The following is a 17,103-nucleotide window of genomic DNA, read 5'->3' as shown; positions in this document are numbered from 1 at the left end:
CCGTGCCCGACCGCTCAGGGGGCGATCGCCATGTCGAAGACGTGGACGCCGGCGTTCGCCGGCAGGACCACGAAATCAACCGTCTTCGAGGGGTCGAGCGGCACCGAGTGGGCGAACACCCGGTACTTCACGGTGGCGTTCCCGTAGCCGTCCGGGCGGTTGCGGCCGTCCGTCGATTTCACCAGGGTCGCGCCGTGCGCGGTGACCGGGTCGAAGGACCAGTTGGGGAAGCCGAAGGAGCCCGTACCGGTCGTGCCGTCGGTGTAGTACACCGTGGCGCTGCCCGTGGCGGAGCTCCCGACGCCCGAGCCGAGGAACACCAGCTTGCTGCCCTTGCCGCTCAGCGTGACGGCCTGTCCCGCGCTCGCCACGTTGTCCTTCGTGCCGGCCGCGACATCCGGCCAGGTCAGGGTGGCGCCGAGGGCGTCGACAGCCGCTCCGGGTGTCAGGCCGACCGCGGCGAGCTTCTGCGCCGAGAAGCTGTTGCCCTCACCGTCGTAGTTCCCGGCCGTCGTGGCGGACTCGTCCGTGATGCCCACGTTGTTGTAGGCGGCCGCGAGGTTCGCCTGCGGCGAGCCGCTGCGCTCCGAGCGGGTGCCGGTGGCGGAGCCCAGGCCGTCCCCGCCCGTGTACGTCGCGGTCGCGGTGAACGTACGGATGACGAACCCGGACCGCTTCTCCGGGACCTGGATGCGGAACGTCGTGGTGGCCGATGCGCCCGTGGCCAGCGAGCCGTCCACGCTGTTCAGCGACGGCTGGACCGCCCACCCCGCGGGCCCGGCGAACGTGACCTTCAGCGAACGCAGCCGCTGTGCGCCGGTGTTCCTCACGGTGACGTCCACCGACGAGATGGCGGGGCCGTCGAGGTCGACGGGCGAGATGGTCACCTCGGTCCTCGGTGCGTCGGCCGCCGGCGCGGCCGGTGCGGCGACGGCCGCCTGGGCGGGGATCAGCATGACCGTTGCCACGGCCAGGGCCCTGAGCGGGTTGATCAGTCGGACGGGTCTCATGGGTTTCTCCTTCGACGGGGATGCCTGGGACGGACTGCGCTACGCGACCGGGGGCATGTCCGTCTCCCGTGAGTCCAGACCGGTACGCAGGTTGACCCAGGAGCCCCGGGTGAAGTCGGGTACGGCGACCGGACGGCCCTTGTCGGCCAGGGACATGACGCTCAGCGGGACGGGCGCGCACCATGCGGCCGAGTCGTACACGTCGATGTCGGGGACCAGCCCCGCCCGCATCAGCTGGATCGTGCGCCACTGCAGGACGTAGTCCATGCCGCCGTGGCCGCCGTTGTTCGCGGCGTCGTCACCGATCTTCTTCCACAGCCAGTGGTCGAACTCCTTGCGGTACGTGTCGAAGTCGCGCCAGGAGTGCCCGCCGTGGTCCGGTTCCACGTAGATGCGTCCGCCGGTCGTCGAGGTGCCCGCGTAGTCCTCGAAGATGCCGCGGCTTCCGGCGAGGGTGTTGATCCTGCTGTACGGGCGGGGAGAGCTCACATCGTGCTCGGCCCGGATGGTCCTGCCGTTCGCGGTCTCGATGGCGCAGCTCACGAGGTCGCCGTTGACGTACGTCTCGTTCCACGAAGGGTGGGACCTGGGGACGAAGCGCTCCCGGTAGTCGGCCAGGCCCTTCGGCGCGGTCGCGGTGGCCTTCAGCGTGGTCATCCGGTCGCCCCGGTTGATGTCCATGGCCGCCGCGATCGGGGCGAGGCCGTGCATGGCGTAGAAGGAGGCGGTGGAGCGGGTGTGCCACAGCCGGCGCCAGGAGTCGGTGTAGTACGTGCTGGAGAACAACAGGGCGCGCAGGTCGTGCAGATAGCCGCCGTGTCCGTTGGTGATGTCGCCGAACAGGCCCTCGTGGGCCATCTTCAGCATGGCCAGCTCGTTGCGGCCGTAGTTGCAGTTCTCGGCGAGCATCAGGTTCCTGCGGGTGCGCTCCGAGGTGTCGACGAGGTCCCACAGCTCGTCCAGCTCGGTGGCGATGGGGAGTTCGACGATCACGTGCTTGCCGGCGAGGAGAGCCGCCTTGCCCTGCTCGTGGTGGAACTCCCAAGGGGTGGCGATGTAGACGAGGTCGATGTCGTCGCGTTCGAGCATCTCCGCGTACGAGCCGGCGGAGCCGCCGAACTCCGCGGGACGCGGCTTTCCGTTCGTCACCAGCCCGTCGGCGGTGCGCTTCACGCGGTCGGCGCGGATGTCGCACACCGCCGTGACGGTGCAGCCGGGGACGACGGACCAGCCCGTGGTCATCCCGGAGCCCCGGTTGCCGAGTCCGATCACCCCGACGCGGACGGTCGCGTACGGCTCGAACGGCACGTTGATCATCGACTTCTGTCCGGCCGCGCGGCGCGGCGTACCGGCTCCCGCCGGTGCGGGGGCGGCGGCCGGCGCGGCCGCGGCGCCCCCGGCCGAGCCGATCCCGGCGGCGATCGCCCCCGTGGCCAGCGTCCCTCCCAGGACCAGACGGCGTGAGACTGCGGGTATTTCAGACATGGCGACAACGCTCCTGTCATGTGACCGGCATCACTGGCGGCAACGACTCTCGCGGGAATGTCGGTCACATGTCAATAGCTGCTCGCAGAAGGCCTGTTGCGAACAAAATCAAGCATCCATCAAGGGCTGGGGGTGCGAGGCGGGCAGGTCGGCGCCCCGGGAGACGGTGGCGAGAGCGCGGCGAGAGGAGTGACTCCCAGGCTTGGCCGGTGCTGACACCCGGCGGCCCCGGCAGCGGGAGCGCTCCCAGCAGTTCCGACGGCACTCCGCACGTCAGGCACCAGCGCGCGCGTCGTGCGCACCGAGGCGGCACACGCGAGCAGGACCACCGCACGGCCCACTCTCCGCCGACCCGACAGGAGCCCCTCCATGGCATCGACCGAGCGACCAGGGCGGCGGAGATCCGCCGCCCTGGTCACTGGCACGGCGCTCGCTCTGTGCGCATCACTTCTCGGGCTGGCGCAACCCGCGTCGGCCCAGGACCCGGACGGCCGCAAGCCGATCGGCGCCGCTCTGCCCGGTCCCACGGACACGCCCGCCGACGATCCCTCGGCGATCCCCGAGCGGGACCGCGCGAAGATCATCGGCAAGGGCTGGAAGACCTCGGGAGACCGGGCCTGGACCACCACCAGTGACTCGGAGGGCTTCCACCTCCTGGTCGCCGACGCCAAGTCCGGCTACGCCTGGCGCACGGCGGCCTCGCTCAGTGAGCCCGGCTTCGACACCGACATGTGGATCGGCAACGCCTGTGTGACCGGCTCCGGGCAGCGGGCCGTCGTCGTGTACGGTCCGCGGACCTTCACCAACAAGGGCGAACTGTTCACCCGTGGCGGGTTCTCCGCCGTCGTCGACCTCACCACCGGCGCGGTCCGCAAGCTCCCGGTGCAGACCTCCCTCGCGTACTACAACCCCGGATGCGGCAACGGCGAGAGTGCCGCGCTCACCCAGGGCGGCGTCGAGGACAAGAAGCAGACCCGGCTGATCCGGCTGGACACCGCCACCGGCAAGCTGGGCAAGCCCGTCACGCTCGCGGGCCAGGTCACCTCCGCCATCCCCCTGAAGGAGGGCGGATTCGCCGCCGCCGACGCCGCGCGGGTCGTACGCGTCACGGACAAGGGCGCACGGTCCACGCTGGCACCGGCGGGCAGGATTCCGCTGCGGCTCAGCCAGGACGCCGAGGGCGCGGTCGTCTTCATGGACCGCGGCAAGGACGGCAAGGCGAAGGTCTCCCGGGTCGCCTCGGGTGAGAAGAAGGCGCGGACGCTGGCCACCGGCGCCTGGGGTGAACTCGGCCTCGTGCGGGGCGCGCAGGGCCGCAGCTTCATCACCGGCGCCGCGGACTCCGTCGCCGCCGGCCTCCCCGCGACGGTGGAGCGGCTGAAGGGAGCGCCCAAGGACGCACGGGTCTCGACCCGTGGTGCGGCCGTGGTCGCGGGCACCGTGTGGGCGGACGGCAAGGACGCCCGCGCAGTCGAGCCCGACCGGTCGGGCAACCGTGCGGTCGCGGTGGGCTTCACCGTGCGTACGACGGGCAAGAAGGCCTCGTTCACCGTCGAACCGGGGGCCAGGCCCGCCAAGTTCGAGGCGCAGGGCAGGTCCCTGTCGCCCGCCATCGGCGCTCCGGCCCCCGAGAAGCTGTCGGCCGCCGTCGCCTCGGGCTCTCCCACCGACCCGGTGGAGGCCGAGCGCTACTGCTCGGTCCCGCGCAACGACCCCCACAACCAGGCCATGCAGCCCAAGCCCCGGCAGGTGGAATGGGCGGTCGACCAGGCCATCATGGGCACCCTGAACAACCACATCAGCCGCCCGGCGGGCTGGAAGAACCTCGGCATGCCCGCGTACCAGCCGCAGACGCTCTTCCCCAAGCGCACGCTGACCGGCGGCGGGCACGTTCCCGCGCAGGTGATGCTCGGCATCACCGCGCAGGAGTCGAACATGTGGCAGACCTCCCGTGTCGCGGTGCCCGGTGTCACCGGCAACCCGCTGATCGGCAACTACTACGGCCGTGACATCTACAACGACAACGCGGGCGACGACTGGGACATCAACTGGGCGGACGCGGACTGCGGTTACGGCGTCACCCAGATCACCGACGGGATGCGGCTCGCCGGCCGCGAGAAGCCCGGCGAGACGGCGTACGCGTACAACACCCAGCGCGCGATCGCCCTGGACTACACCGTGAACGTGGCGGTCGGCGTCCAGAAGCTCAGCGACAAGTGGAACGAGGTCGCCGCCGCCGGAATGCAGGTCAACAACGGCGACTGGTCCAAGCTGGAGAACTGGTACTTCGCCATCTGGGCGTACAACTCCGGCTTCCACCCCAACCTCGGCTGCTGCGAGCCCTGGGGCGTGGGCTGGCTGAACAACCCGGCCAACCCGGAGTACGTCGCAGACCGGCCGTCCTTCATGGACCTGAGCTACGCCGACGCCGCCCACCCGCAGGACTGGCCCTACACGGAGAAGGTCCTCGGCTTCGCCGGTCACCCGCCGGAGCTGATGGAGTCCCCGGGCACGATGGTCGCCGGCTTCCGCGCGGCGTGGTGGAACGGTGACGTGACCACCGGGCCGATGAACCGCACCCGGGTCAAGGCGCCCGAGAGCACCTTCTGCACCGCGGCCAACTGGTGCGATCCCAGCAAGATCAACAACAGCAACGGCAACGACGCCAGCGGGCCGTGCACCCACACGGACTCCGCGGGCAAGCTGGACTTCAAGTGCTGGTGGACGTCCGACGTCACCTGGAAGTCGGACTGCAGCTACAGCTGCGGCAATGAGCTCGTACGGTTCGACTCGACGTACGCGGAACAGGCCGACGGCAACCCGTACAAGCCCAACTGCAGCCGTTCCGCGACCGCTTCGGGCAACGCTCTGCCCTCCAACGCGCTGGTCGTGGACAACACCACCCATGCCTCGGCGAGACCCGCCGACTGTGCTGCCCGTGTGGCCACCACCGGCAGCTTCACCTTCAACTTCTCCTCCGACAGCAGTGGGAACCACACCTCCAAGGTGGACCTCCACCAGCTGGGTGCCGGGTTCAACGGCCACTTCTACTTCGGCCACAGCCGCACCTCGTCCGACTCCAAGCTGGAGTTCGACGGCACCTGGAGCCTGGGCGCCTCCCGCACGGACTGGCAGCGGGTGCTCGTCCATCTGCCCGACCACGGCGCCCACACCCAGCAGGCCAAGTACGAGATCGACACCGGCAGCGGCACGTTCACCAAGACGCGCTACGTCAACCAGAAGCGGTACGCCAACAACTGGGTCTCGCTCGGTGTCTACAAGATGAGCGGTGTGCCCCGGGTGCGGCTCACCACCCAGACCGACGACGGCGTCGGCGACGACGACGTGGCCTTCGACGCGGTCGCCTTCCAGCCCCTGCCGGGCAAGCCCAAGCACATCGTGGCCGTCCTCGGCGACTCCTACGCCTCGGGTGAGGGCGCGGGCAGCTACCTGGCCGAGAGCGACAACGACCACGGCAGCGAGCGATGGAACGCCTGCCGCCGCAGCAAGGACGCCTGGGGCCGCAAGATCACGCTCCCGGGCACGTCCGGTTCGCTGGGCTCCCTCTCCGACAACTGGAGCACCGACGCGGAACTGGGCTTCGTGGCCTGCTCCGGCGCCATGACGCACAACGTCTGGGACACCGCCTGGGGCAACAACTGGCAGTCCTACAAGGAAGGCCAGTTCCATGAGCAGGCCCAGGCGCGGTCCGGGGTGCTCACCGCCGACACGACACTCGTGATGCTCACCCTCGGCGGCAACGACGGAGGCGGCTTCACCGGCGCCATGATGGAGTGCTCCGACCTCGGCAACTGCGCGAACGACGACAACTTCCTGCCCAAGTACAAGGGCAAGGTCGACACGATGATCCCGGACCTGCGGACCACGCTGTCGGACATCAGGTACAAGGCGCCCAACGCCCAGATCGTCCTGATGGGGTATCCGGAACTGCTCAGCCGGACCGTCAAGTGCGCGGGCTCCTGGTACATCGACATGACGGAGGTGGACGCGCTCGCCGAGCTCGTCAACTACGCCGACGGCAAGCAGCAGACGCTCGTCAACGAGATGAAGGCGACCGGCGTCAAGATCGACTACGCGAACCCGGTCAGTGCCTTCGTCGGGCACGGCGGCTGCGACGATCCCGAGTGGATCAACAAGGTCGTCATCGGCCCGAACGGCGACGGCGACTTCCATCCGGACGACACGGCCAGCCCCTTCTGCACCTGGTCGTGGCTGGGCGGCGACTGCCTCAGCCGTGAGTCCTTCCACCCCAAGTCGGCCGGAACCACCGGGTACGCGGGCGTCATGCAGACCCGTCTCGGCCAGATCGGGTATCTAGGGTCCTGACATGACCCCTGGAACCCACAGCGACACGCGGCGCTCCTGGACAGCTCGGCTGTCCGGGGGCGCCGCCCTGCTGCTCCTCGTCGCCCTGCTCACAGCGGCGGGGCTGACGTTCTACGTCGTCGAGTTCGCCCTGCCCGGCCACCGGGAGGAGACCGCGGCGAACGAACAGGACAACGTCCGGCGACAGATCGGGAGCACCGCCGGCGCCCTCGGCCGTGCCGCGGGGGACGGTGAACTGACGGACGCCGAGATCGGCGCCGCGGCGCCCAGACACTGGGCCGCGCACCGGAGTTCGGACGCGGTCCGGGTCGTCGCACGCTTCGGTGGGGGTGAGGCGCTCACCTGCGGGACGTTCACGCTGCCGCTCCCGCTGGGGCCCACGACGGCCGTACGTGTGAGTGAGCGGCCAGGCGGTTGCCCGGAGGCCACAGCCCACCCGTCGTGAAGCCCCGGCGACAGGGGCCGGCGCTCGGTCAGATCACCGGAGGGCGGCCCAGCATCGTCATGCGCCACACCGTGCGCCAGCTCATCGGGCTGCGGGTGCCGCACGGGGTCCGCACCCCCTCGGCGAAGCCGCCCGCCCACGCCCGCAGGCCCTTCGGCGAACGGGTCCTGGCCACGGTGAGAAGGGTCCAGGTGCCCAGGTACGCGGGGACCAGCGGCAGGGGCAGATTGCGGCGGGCCAGCCAGACCCGGTTACGGGCCGTCATCCGGTAGTAGACCGCGTGGCGTGCCGGGGAGGTCTTCGGGTGCTGGAGGAGCAGGTCGGGTTCGTAGAGGATCTTCCAGCCCGCGTCGAGCGCGCGCCAGGACAGATCGGTCTCCTCGTGCGTGAAGAAGAACTCGGCGGGCCAGGTGCCGGTCTCCGCGAGCATCTTCATGGACAAGGCGTGACCGCCGCCGAGGAACGCCGTCACCGGGCCGCGCCGCATCGGGTCCGTGGCGCGCAGCCGTGGCACGTGGCGGCGCTGCGTCTCACCGTGCTCGTCGGCGATACGGAACCCGACGATGCCGAGCCGGGGATCGGCGGCGTACAGCTCCCGCACCCGGCGGAACACCCCGCTGTCGACGAGCAGTCCGTCGTCGTCCAGCTCGACGACCACGTCCACGTCGCCCAGCTCGGCCAGCCGGCTCAGGGCCACGTTGCGCCCGCCGGGGCAGCCGAGATTCTCGTCGAGCTCGATCGTGGTGACGCCGCCCTCCAGCGCGGACAGGCCGGGCAGGGCGCTGAAGTCGGGCAGCGGTGAGCCGTTGCCGACGACGACGACCCGGGCGGGCCGGACGTCCTGCATGGCCACGGACGCGAGGAGCGCCTCGACCTGCCGCGGCCGGTCTCCCATGGTCACGATGGATACGCCGATGCGAGGTTCGGTCAAGGGTCGGCACTCCTGGGTTCGTCGACGGTGCTGCGGTGCGCGTGATCGTAACGTCCGGGGGTTCACCTGGCCGTGGCCGCCGGGTCATCGGAAGGGCGTTCGTCGTTCAGGACGGCGTACATGAGCATGTCCCGGCGCCGGTCCCCCACCTGCTGCCAGCTCCGCAGCAGCCCCTCGCGCCGGAATCCGGCGGCCTCGGCGGTACGCGCCGACGCGGTGTTCCAGGGTTCGACGAGGAGCTGGACCCGGGGGATGCCCAGCTCGTGCAGGGCCCAGGTGCTCACCGTGCGCAGGGCCGCTCCGGCCACTCCCTGTCCGCGCGCCGGGGCCACCAGCCAGTAGCCCACCGATGCCCGGCCCTCGGGCAGGTCCCTCAGCCACAGGCCGATCGAGCCGACCGGCCGCCGGTCGCGGGTACGGGCGACGACGAAGGGGTATCCGGCGCCGGTGGCCGCCCGGTCCCACTGCCTGCGGACGAAGGCCTCGGCGGCCCCGTCCGAGTACGGGGCGGGAATGGTGGTGATCAGGGGGATGTAGTCGTCCGCCGCGGCCTCCCGTACGAGGGTGAGGTCACTGAGCTCCCAGGGGCGCAGGACGAAGTCGGGGCCCGCGGTCATGCTCGGAACGGTCAGCGGCTGAGCCATGTCCGTATCCTGCCGCGACGCGCCCGGCCGGCGGGTGCCGACGCGGGCGCGTCCCGGCCGGCCGGTGACCGGCTCACCCGGCCGGGCTCCGCACCTCGCGCCGCCCGAGGAGGAACCAGGCGGCCAGGGCGCCGGCCAGGACGAGCGCGGAGTTCACCAGTACGGCGAGCGCGACACCGGACAGCACCGCGTCAGGACCCGTGGCTCCTGCCATGCGGGCGGTGACGACGGCGCTCATGACCGGGATGCCCAGGGTGATGCCGACCTGCTGGGTCATGGTCGCCAGTCCGGTGGCGAGACCCTGCTCCTCGTCGGGGAGGCCCGAGGTGGCGGTGACCATGAAGCCGACGATCATCAGCATGTTGCCGATACCGCCGATGAAGGTGGCTGCCAGCACGAGCTGGATCCAGCCGCCGGAGGTGCCGAGCGCCACCAGGGAGAGGGTGGCGGCGGCCTGCACGATGCCGCCGAAGACGATGGTGCGCCGGGTGCCGAAGCGGCCGACCGCGCGTCCGCCGAGGGTGCCGCCGATCACCGTACCGATGCCCAGGACACCGAAGGCGAGGCCGGTGGCGAGCGGCGAGTAACCGAGGACCTCCTGGAGGTAGAGCGTGAGGAGGAAGACCAGCGAGGTCTCGGTGACGAAGGCGATGAGACCGGTGGCGTTGCCCCAGATGACGCTGCGGCGCTTCAGGATGTGTACGGGGACGAGGGGCGCCGCCGCCCGCTTCTCGACGAACCAGAAGCCGACGAGGAGCGCGGCGCCCGCCGACAGGGCGGCGAGGGTGGCGGGTGCGGTCCAGCCGGTCTCGCCCGCCTGGGTCAGTCCGTACACGAGGAGCAGGAGTCCGCCGGTGACCGTGACGGCGCCGGGAACGTCGAGCTTCGGGCGGACGGCGGGCCGTGAGTCGGTGATGACGGACGGGGCGAGGGCGACGACGAGGGCGGCGACCGGCACGTTGACGAAGAAGGCCCAGCGCCAGGAGAGCAGGTCGGTCAGCAGCCCGCCGAGGATCGCGCCGGCGGTGAACCCGGCGGACATCAGAGCGCCGTTGAGCCCGAGGGCGCGTTCGCGCAGCCTGCCCTCCTTGAACGAGGTGGTGAGCAGGGCGAGCCCGGCCGGGGTGACGGCCGCGGTGGCGAGGCCCTGCAGCACCCGTGCGGTGAGGAGCACTTCGGGCGAGTCGGCGAGGCCGCCGAGTGCGGAGGAGAGGCCGAGGACGACCATGCCGCCGATGAAGAGGCGCTTGCGGCCGACGAGATCGGCGACGCGGCCGAGCAGGAGGGTGAAACCGGCCGCGGCGAGGGCGAAGGAGGTGGCGATCCACTGGAGGTGGGAGAGGGAGAACCCGAGTCCCTCGCCGACCACCGGGAGTGCGACGTTCAGGATCGAGAAGTCCACGGCGATCATGAACTGGGCGCCGAGGAGGAGCGTGAGGACGAGCTTCTGCCGTCCCGACATGCGGGGGTCGGCCGCTTGCGGGGCCGGGGGCGCGAGCGGTGCCGTGCTGGATGTGGACATGGGTGCCCTTTCCTGGGACGGGACGCCTTAATGGTTCTGTGGTTCCATTAAGATGGAGTCACCGTAACAGGAACGAGCGAGCTAATGGAACTGGAGACCCGTTATGGATGTTGAGGGTGGCGAGCCGGGCATGGTCCGGCCCGGTGGACGGACGGCCCGGGTGCGGGACGCGGTTCTGCGGGCGGCGGGCGACGCGCTGGCCGAACACGGCTTCGGCGGGCTCGACCTCGCCGACGTCGCACGGCGCGCGGAGGTCGGCAAGACGACCGTCTACCGGCGCTGGTCCACCCCGGCGGGCCTGGTCGCCGACCTGCTGGCGGACATGGCCGACCAGTCCGTACCGCGTACGGACCTCGGTTCACTGGAGCAGGACCTCACGGCCAACGCCCGCCTGGTCGTCAGGACGCTGACCGACCCGCGTCAGGGCGCCCTCTTCACGTCCGTGATCGCGGCCGCGACCTGCGACGCCCGTACGGCGGAGGCGCTGCACCGCTTCTACGAGGTGCGTGTCACGGAGTGGGCCGGCTGCGTCCGGGCGGCGATCGGGCGCGGCGAGCTGCCCGCCGGTACCGACGCGTCGGAGGTGATCCGGGCCGTCTCGGCGCCGCTCTACTACCGGCTGCTGACCGGCGGGGGCGCGCTCGACGAAGCCGCCGCCGACCGGGCGGCCGAAGCCGCCGCGGTGGCGGCGAGGGCGGGTGTGTACGTGAGCTGAGGGCCGGAGCGGGCACGGCGTCCCGCGCCGCGGCCCCGTCGTACGGTCAGCCGATGCGCGTGCCCGTGCCGGTCACCCGGACGCGGCTGTCGCCGGCGCGCAGCTCCACGGTCAGCGTGCCCGGGCGGCCCATGTCCTCGCCCTGGTGCAGGGTCAGGACCGCGGCCTCCGGGACGACCGCCAGTTCACGCGCGTACGCGCCGAAGGCCGCCGCGGCGGCGCCGGTCGCCGGGTCCTCGACCACCCCGCCGACCGGGAAGGGGTCGCGCACGTGGAAGACGGCCGGCCCCTCGCGCCACACGAGCTGGACCGTCGTCAGGTCGATGCGGTGCATGAGCGCTTCGAGGCGCGCGAAGTCGTACGCCAGGTCCGCGAGCCGCTCGCGGGTCGCGGCGGCCAGCACCAGGTGCCGGGCGCCCGCGTAGGAGATCCGGGGCGGAAGGGACGGGTCCAGGTCGGCGGCCGGCCAGTCCAGCGCCGCGAGGGCCTCGGCCAGATCGTCCGGGGCGATCTCCGTGACCTGCGGCTCGACGCTGGTGAGCGTGGCGCGCAGCTCGTCGCCCCGGCGGGCGACGGTGACCGGGACCGTACCCGCCCGGGTCGAGAACACCAGGTCGCCCGGGCCGTCGCGTTCCGCCAGGGCGATCGCCGTCGCGACGGTGGCGTGACCGCAGAACGGCACCTCGGCCTTGGGGCTGAAGTAGCGGATCGTGTAGGCCCGGCCGTCCGCCTCGGTGAGGAAGGCCGTCTCGCTGTAGCCGAGTTCGGCGGCCACGGCGAGCATCGCCTCGTCGTCGAGGCCGGAGGCGTCCAGGACGACGCCCGCCGGGTTGCCGCCCTCAGGGTCGCCCGAGAAGGCGGTGTACCGGAGCACGTCGGACGGGGAGGCGGGAGCGGAGGAGCCGGGGGTGCCGGATTGCTGACTCATGTCGCAGCTCAACCCCGGTCGCGCCGGGGGCATTCCCGGAACCGGACCTGCGCCCGGACCGGGCGGCCGCAAACCCTCAGCCCCGGCCCACGTACGGCATCGTCGTCGCCATGACCGTGGTGAACTGCACGTTCGCCTCCAGCGGCAGTTCCGCCATGTGCAGCACCGTCCGCGCCACGTCCGACGCGGCCATCACCGGCTCCACCATCACGTCGCCGCCGGCCTGCAGGATGCCGGTCCGCATCCGCTCCGTCATCTCCGTCGCCGCGTTGCCGATGTCGATCTGCCCGCAGGCGATCCGGTACGGACGCCCGTCCAGGGAAAGCGACTTCGTCAGCCCCGTCATGGCGTGCTTCGTCGCCGTGTACGCGATCGAGTGCGGGCGCGGCGCGTGCGCGGAGATCGAGCCGTTGTTGATGATCCGGCCGCCCTGCGGGTCCTGCTCCTTCATCCGCCGGTACGCCGCCTGCGCGCACAGGAACGCGCCCGTGAGGTTGACGTCCACCACCGCCCGCCAGTCCTCGTACGCGATGTCCTCGACCGGGACGGAGCGCGGCCCGAACGTGCCCGCGTTGTTGAAGAGCAGGTCCAGCCTGCCGAACCGCTCGTGCACGGCGGCGAAGAGGGCGTTCACCTCGCCCGGGTCGGTCACGTCCGTCCGCACGCACAGGGAGCTCGCGGCCCCCGCCTCCCGCGCGGTCGCCTCCAGTGCCTCCGGCCGCCGCCCGGCCAGGGCCACCGACCAGCCCGCACCGGCCAGGGCCAGTGCCACGGCCTTCCCGATCCCCGATCCGGCACCCGTGACGACAGCGATTCTCTGCTCAGCGTTCATGCCCCGGCAGCGTACGGGAGGTGTGGGGGCGGCCGGCACGCGGTGCTCATCGGGTCGCCATCGGAATGTCGTGCACGCGACGACGGGGGGTCGTCGCCCCGCACTCCAATTCCCCTGACAGCAGTCGTCAGGGGAGGGGCACATGACACCCGCACAGATCGCCGGAACGCCCGCGCAGCCGGGCCATTCGACCGAACTCCGCGCCGCCGCCCAGCATCTGGGCGCCGGACTCGGACGCCGCCGCTTCCTCACCGTCACCGGCGCCGCGGCGGCACTGGCCTTCGCCGTCAACCTGCCCGCCGCCGGCGCCGCGAGCGCCGCCGAGCTCGACCCGCGGCAGATCACCGAGGACCCCTTCACCCTGGGCGTCGGCTCGGGTGACCCGCTGCCCGGCTCCGTCCTGCTCTGGACGAGACTCGCCCCGCGTCCGTACGAGCCCGACAGCGGTATGCCCGCGGCCCGCGTCAGGGTCCGCTGGGAGATCGCCCGCGACGAGCGTTTCCGCCGCGTCGTCCGGCGCGGATGGGCCACCGCGCACCCGGAGTTCGCCCACAGCGTCCACGTGGACGCCGGCGGCCTGGACTCCGACCGGGTCTTCTACTACCGCTTCCGCGCCGGCTCCTGGATCAGCCCGGCAGGCCGGACCCGCACGGCCCCCGCCCCCGGCGCGGCCATCAGCTCGCTGAGCATCGCCGCCGTCTCCTGCCAGGCGTACCACGACGGCTACTTCACCCCGTACGGGCACCTCGCCGAGGAGGACGTCGACGTGGTCTTCCACCTCGGCGACTACCTGTACGAGTACGCCGTGAACGCCACCGGCGGCGCCCGCGCCTACACCGACCGCACGCTCCCGGCCCACTACAACCGCGAGACGGTCACGCTGGAGGACTACCGGCTGCGGTACGCCCTCTACAAGTCCGACCCGGACCTGCGGGCCGCCCACGCCGCACACCCCTTCGTCGTCACCTGGGACGACCACGAGACGGAGAACAACTACGCGGGCGGCACCCCCGAGAACAGCGTTCCGCCGGAGGAGTTCCTGCTCCGCAGGGCCGCCGCCTACCGCGCGTACTGGGAGAACCAGCCGCTGCGCGCGCCGCAGCGGCCAACCGGCCCCGACATGCGGCTCTACCGGCGCATCGGCTTCGGGCGGCTCGCCCAGTTCGACATCCTCGACACCCGCCAGTACCGCAGCAACCAGGCGTTCGGCGACGGCTGGAAGGTGCCGGGCCCCGAATCCGAGGACCCCGCGCGCACCATGACGGGCGCCGAGCAGGAGCGCTGGCTGATCGACGGCTGGCGCGCCTCGCGGGCCCGGTGGAACGTCGTACCCCAGCAGGTCGTCTTCGCCCAGCGGCGTGACGTACCGACCGACGCCTTCAAGCTGTCCATGGACTCCTGGGACGGCTACCCGGCCTCCCGGCAGCGGATCCTGAACGGTGCGGAGGCCGCCGGGGTCGAGAACCTCATGGTGCTCACCGGCGATGTGCACGTCGGCTACGGCCTCGACCTGAAGAAGGACTTCGACGACCCGTCCTCCCGCACCATCGGTACGGAGATCGTCGCCACGTCCATCAGCAGCGGCAAGGACGGTGCGGAGCGGCCCGCGAACTGGAACAACCTGACGCAGGCCAACCCGCACATGAGGTTCTACGACGGCCGCCGGGGCTACGCGCTCGTCACCCTCGGCACGAAGGAGGCCCGCGCCGACTTCCGTACGGTGGCGGCGGTCACGACGCCCGGTGCTCCCGTCACGACGGCGGCCTCCTTCGTGACCGAGGCGGGAAACCCCGGCCTCACGCCCGCCTGAGGGCTATCCGTCGGCCGGGTAGCGGACGCCGACGCGCTCACGCACCGCGTCGAGCGTCCGCATCACCGCGAGTGTGCCGTCCAGGGGTACGAGCGGGGACTCCGTCTCGCCCGCCCGTATCGCGCGCATCACCTCGGCCGCCTCGTACTGCATCCCCGAGAGGCCCTGCGGGCCCGGACCCGAGTCGAACTCCTCCGGCTCACGGCCCGGCCGGTGCAGCACGAACCGCTCCGGGTGGAAGAAGCCGTGCGGGAAGTCGATCCGGCCGGCGGTCCCGGTGACCGACGCGGTCGTCGGGTGGTCGCCGACGAGCGAGCAGGCGAGCAGCGCGGTGGCACCCGTGGCGGACCAGCCCAGCAGCATCCCGGTGTTCAGGTCGGTGCCCCCGGGGGAGAGCAGCGCGTCGGCCTGCACCCGGTCCGGCTCACCGAGCAGCAGGTGCGCGAACGAGACCGGGTAGACCCCGAGGTCCAGCAGCGCGCCGCCGCCCAGTGCCGGATCGAGCAGCCGGTGCCCGGCGTCGAACGCGCCCGCGAACCCGAAGTCGGCCTGGACGGTGCGGATATCGCCGATCGCGCCGTCCCGTACGAGCTCCGTCATCCGCCGGATGACCGGGTTGCAGTACGTCCACATCGCTTCCATCAGGAACAGCCCGCGCTTGCGCGCCAGCGCCACGAGCTCCTCGGCCTCCCGGGAGTTGAGCGTGAACGCCTTCTCGCACAGCACGTGCTTCCCGGCTTCGAGTGCGAGCCCGGCGGCCTCCCGGTGCGCGGAGTGCGGTGTGGCCACGTACACCACGTCGACCTCGTCGTCGGCGAGGAGCCCGGCCCAGCTCCCGTACGCCCGCCCGATCCCGAAGCGTTCGGCGAACGCCTTCGCGGAGGCGTCCGTACGGGAGGCCACCGCCACCACCTCGGCATCCGGCATCCCGAGGAGGTCCTCGGTGAACCGCGCGGCTATACCGCCCGTGGCCAGCACGCCCCATCGCACAGTTCTGCTCATGTCCGCCCCCATAAGTAAACGGTTCCAACCATCGTGGCTGAGCTGAGAGCATAGATGCGGATTCAACGATGCGGAGATGAGAATGCCGGACAGCGGCGGAAGCCGGGCCCAGAAAGAGCACATACCCACGACAGGGGCCGGCGCCGTACCCGGCATCGCCCCGATCACGTCCACCCCCGCCGCCCGGCGGACCGGACTGCTGGTCACCCTGGTTCTCGGCGGACTGACCGCGCTGCCGCCCCTCTCCATGGACATGTACCTCCCGGCGCTTCCGGAGGTCACTGACGTCCTGCACGCCCCCGCGTCGACCGTCCAGCTCACCCTGACCGCCTGTCTGGCGGGCATGGCGCTCGGACAGCTCGTCGTCGGACCCATGAGCGACCGGTGGGGCCGGCGCAGACCGCTGCTCCTCGGCATGATCGTCTACGTGATCGCCACCGCGATCTGCGCGTTCGCACCCACCGCCGAACTCCTCATCGGCTTCCGCCTCCTGCAGGGGCTGGCGGGCGCTGCGGGCATCGTGATCTCCCGGGCCGTGGTCCGTGACCTCTACGACGGGGTGGAGATGGCCAAGTTCTTCTCCACCCTGATGCTCATCTCCGGGGTCGCCCCCGTCATCGCTCCGGTGATCGGCGGACAGGTCCTCCGCTTCACCGACTGGCGGGGCATCTTCGTCGTGCTCACCGGCGTCGGCATCGTGCTGACCCTGGTCGTGTGGAAGTGGCTGCACGAGACGCTGCCGCCCGAGGAACGCCACACCGGCGGGGTCGGCGAGGCGCTGCGCACCATGCGCGGGCTGCTCGCCGACCGGGTGTTCACCGGCTACATGATCGCGGGCAGCCTCGCCTTCGCCGCGCTCTTCGCCTACGTGAGCGCCTCCCCGTTCGTCGTCCAGGAGATCTACGGCGCCTCGCCGCAGACGTTCAGCCTGCTCTTCGGCATCAACTCGATCGGCCTGATCACCGTCGGACAGATCAACGGCAAGGTGCTGGTGGGACGGGTCAGCCTGGACAAGGCGCTCGGCTTCGGACTCGGCGTCATCTCGCTGGCGGCCCTCGCGCTCCTGCTGATGACGTCCGGCGTGTTCGGTGACGTCGGCCTGGTGCCGGTGGCGGCCGGGCTCTTCGTGCTGATGTCGGCGATGGGCCTCGCCATGCCCAACACCAACGCCCAGGCGCTGATGCGTACGAAGCACGCGGCCGGTTCGGCCTCGGCGCTGCTCGGTACGTCGTCGTTCCTGATCGGCGCGATCGCCTCGCCCCTGGTCGGGATCGCGGGGGAGCGGACGGCCGTGCCGATGGCCGTGGTGCAGGTGGTCTGCGCGCTGGGAGCGGTGGTGTGCTTCCTGGCGCTGTGCAGGCCGTGGCAGCAGGCCCGCACGGTGGGCGGGCTCTGACGTCCGACGTGAGAAGGAAGGGGCGGGGGCACGGGC

The 17,103-nt window shown here is 71.4% G+C and carries 13 protein-coding genes; 5 read left to right on the top strand and 8 right to left on the bottom strand.

What is annotated here, in order from left to right:
• Positions 1–14 precede the first annotated feature (14 nt).
• On the bottom strand, positions 15–1,010 hold the full coding sequence (locus tag AB0C82_RS15455; RefSeq protein WP_362841245.1) for an NEW3 domain-containing protein: 996 nt from the start codon (positions 1,008–1,010) through the stop codon (positions 15–17).
• Positions 1,011–1,049: 39 nt separating this feature from the next.
• Positions 1,050–2,495, bottom strand: coding sequence for a Gfo/Idh/MocA family oxidoreductase (locus AB0C82_RS15450; protein WP_362841243.1), 1,446 nt, complete (start codon positions 2,493–2,495; stop codon positions 1,050–1,052).
• Between the two features lie 369 nt (positions 2,496–2,864).
• Between AB0C82_RS15450 and AB0C82_RS15445 the strand changes: the two genes are divergently transcribed.
• A complete protein-coding gene (locus tag AB0C82_RS15445) occupies positions 2,865–6,842 on the top strand; it encodes a hypothetical protein (RefSeq protein WP_362841240.1) in 3,978 nt (1,325 codons plus the stop codon).
• Between the two features lies 1 nt (position 6,843).
• Positions 6,844–7,287 carry a hypothetical protein gene (locus tag AB0C82_RS15440; RefSeq protein ID WP_362841237.1) on the top strand — a complete coding sequence of 148 codons (444 nt, stop codon included), beginning with the start codon at positions 6,844–6,846 and terminating at the stop codon, positions 7,285–7,287.
• 28 nt (positions 7,288–7,315) lie between these two features.
• On the opposite strand, the gene AB0C82_RS15435 is transcribed toward AB0C82_RS15440, so the two are convergent.
• The 3 genes from AB0C82_RS15435 to AB0C82_RS15425 all read right to left on the bottom strand — a co-directional run bounded on the left by AB0C82_RS15435 (position 7,316) and on the right by AB0C82_RS15425 (position 10,384).
• Positions 7,316–8,218 carry a glycosyltransferase gene (locus AB0C82_RS15435; protein ID WP_362841234.1) on the bottom strand — a complete coding sequence of 301 codons (903 nt, stop codon included), beginning with the start codon at positions 8,216–8,218 and terminating at the stop codon, positions 7,316–7,318.
• Positions 8,219–8,280: 62 nt separating this feature from the next.
• Positions 8,281–8,862 carry a GNAT family protein gene (locus tag AB0C82_RS15430; RefSeq protein ID WP_362841232.1) on the bottom strand — a complete coding sequence of 194 codons (582 nt, stop codon included), beginning with the start codon at positions 8,860–8,862 and terminating at the stop codon, positions 8,281–8,283.
• A gap of 73 nt (positions 8,863–8,935) precedes the next feature.
• Positions 8,936–10,384, bottom strand: a complete 1,449-nt coding sequence (locus AB0C82_RS15425) for an MFS transporter (RefSeq protein WP_362841230.1) — start codon at positions 10,382–10,384, stop codon at positions 8,936–8,938.
• Between the two features lie 103 nt (positions 10,385–10,487).
• Between AB0C82_RS15425 and AB0C82_RS15420 the strand changes: the two genes are divergently transcribed.
• Positions 10,488–11,099, top strand: coding sequence for a TetR/AcrR family transcriptional regulator (locus AB0C82_RS15420; protein ID WP_362841227.1), 612 nt, complete (start codon positions 10,488–10,490; stop codon positions 11,097–11,099).
• Between the two features lie 46 nt (positions 11,100–11,145).
• On the opposite strand, the gene AB0C82_RS15415 is transcribed toward AB0C82_RS15420, so the two are convergent.
• Entirely contained in the window at positions 11,146–12,027 is an 882-nt protein-coding gene (locus AB0C82_RS15415; protein ID WP_362841225.1) for a PhzF family phenazine biosynthesis isomerase, read from the bottom strand.
• Positions 12,028–12,103: 76 nt separating this feature from the next.
• A complete protein-coding gene (locus AB0C82_RS15410; RefSeq protein ID WP_362841222.1) occupies positions 12,104–12,859 on the bottom strand; it encodes an SDR family oxidoreductase in 756 nt (251 codons plus the stop codon).
• Positions 12,860–13,001: 142 nt separating this feature from the next.
• On the opposite strand from AB0C82_RS15410, the gene AB0C82_RS15405 reads away from it, so the two are divergent.
• The gene (locus AB0C82_RS15405; protein WP_362841219.1) at positions 13,002–14,669 is read left to right on the top strand and encodes an alkaline phosphatase D family protein; all 1,668 of its coding nucleotides are present in this window, start codon (positions 13,002–13,004) and stop codon (positions 14,667–14,669) included.
• A gap of 3 nt (positions 14,670–14,672) precedes the next feature.
• Here AB0C82_RS15405 and AB0C82_RS15400 read toward each other — a convergent pair whose 3' ends face one another.
• Positions 14,673–15,671, bottom strand: coding sequence for a Gfo/Idh/MocA family oxidoreductase (locus AB0C82_RS15400; RefSeq protein WP_362841216.1), 999 nt, complete (start codon positions 15,669–15,671; stop codon positions 14,673–14,675).
• 82 nt (positions 15,672–15,753) lie between these two features.
• Here AB0C82_RS15400 and AB0C82_RS15395 point away from each other — a divergent pair, with 82 nt between their 5' ends.
• Positions 15,754–17,067 carry a multidrug effflux MFS transporter gene (locus AB0C82_RS15395; RefSeq protein WP_362842050.1) on the top strand — a complete coding sequence of 438 codons (1,314 nt, stop codon included), beginning with the start codon at positions 15,754–15,756 and terminating at the stop codon, positions 17,065–17,067.
• Positions 17,068–17,103 lie beyond the last annotated feature (36 nt).

It is taken from the genome of Streptomyces sp. NPDC048560, assembly GCF_040650955.1.
GTDB lineage: Bacteria > Actinomycetota > Actinomycetes > Streptomycetales > Streptomycetaceae > Streptomyces.
Note: the sequence above shows the minus strand (reverse complement) of the source record. Positions and strands in the feature narration are given on the sequence as shown.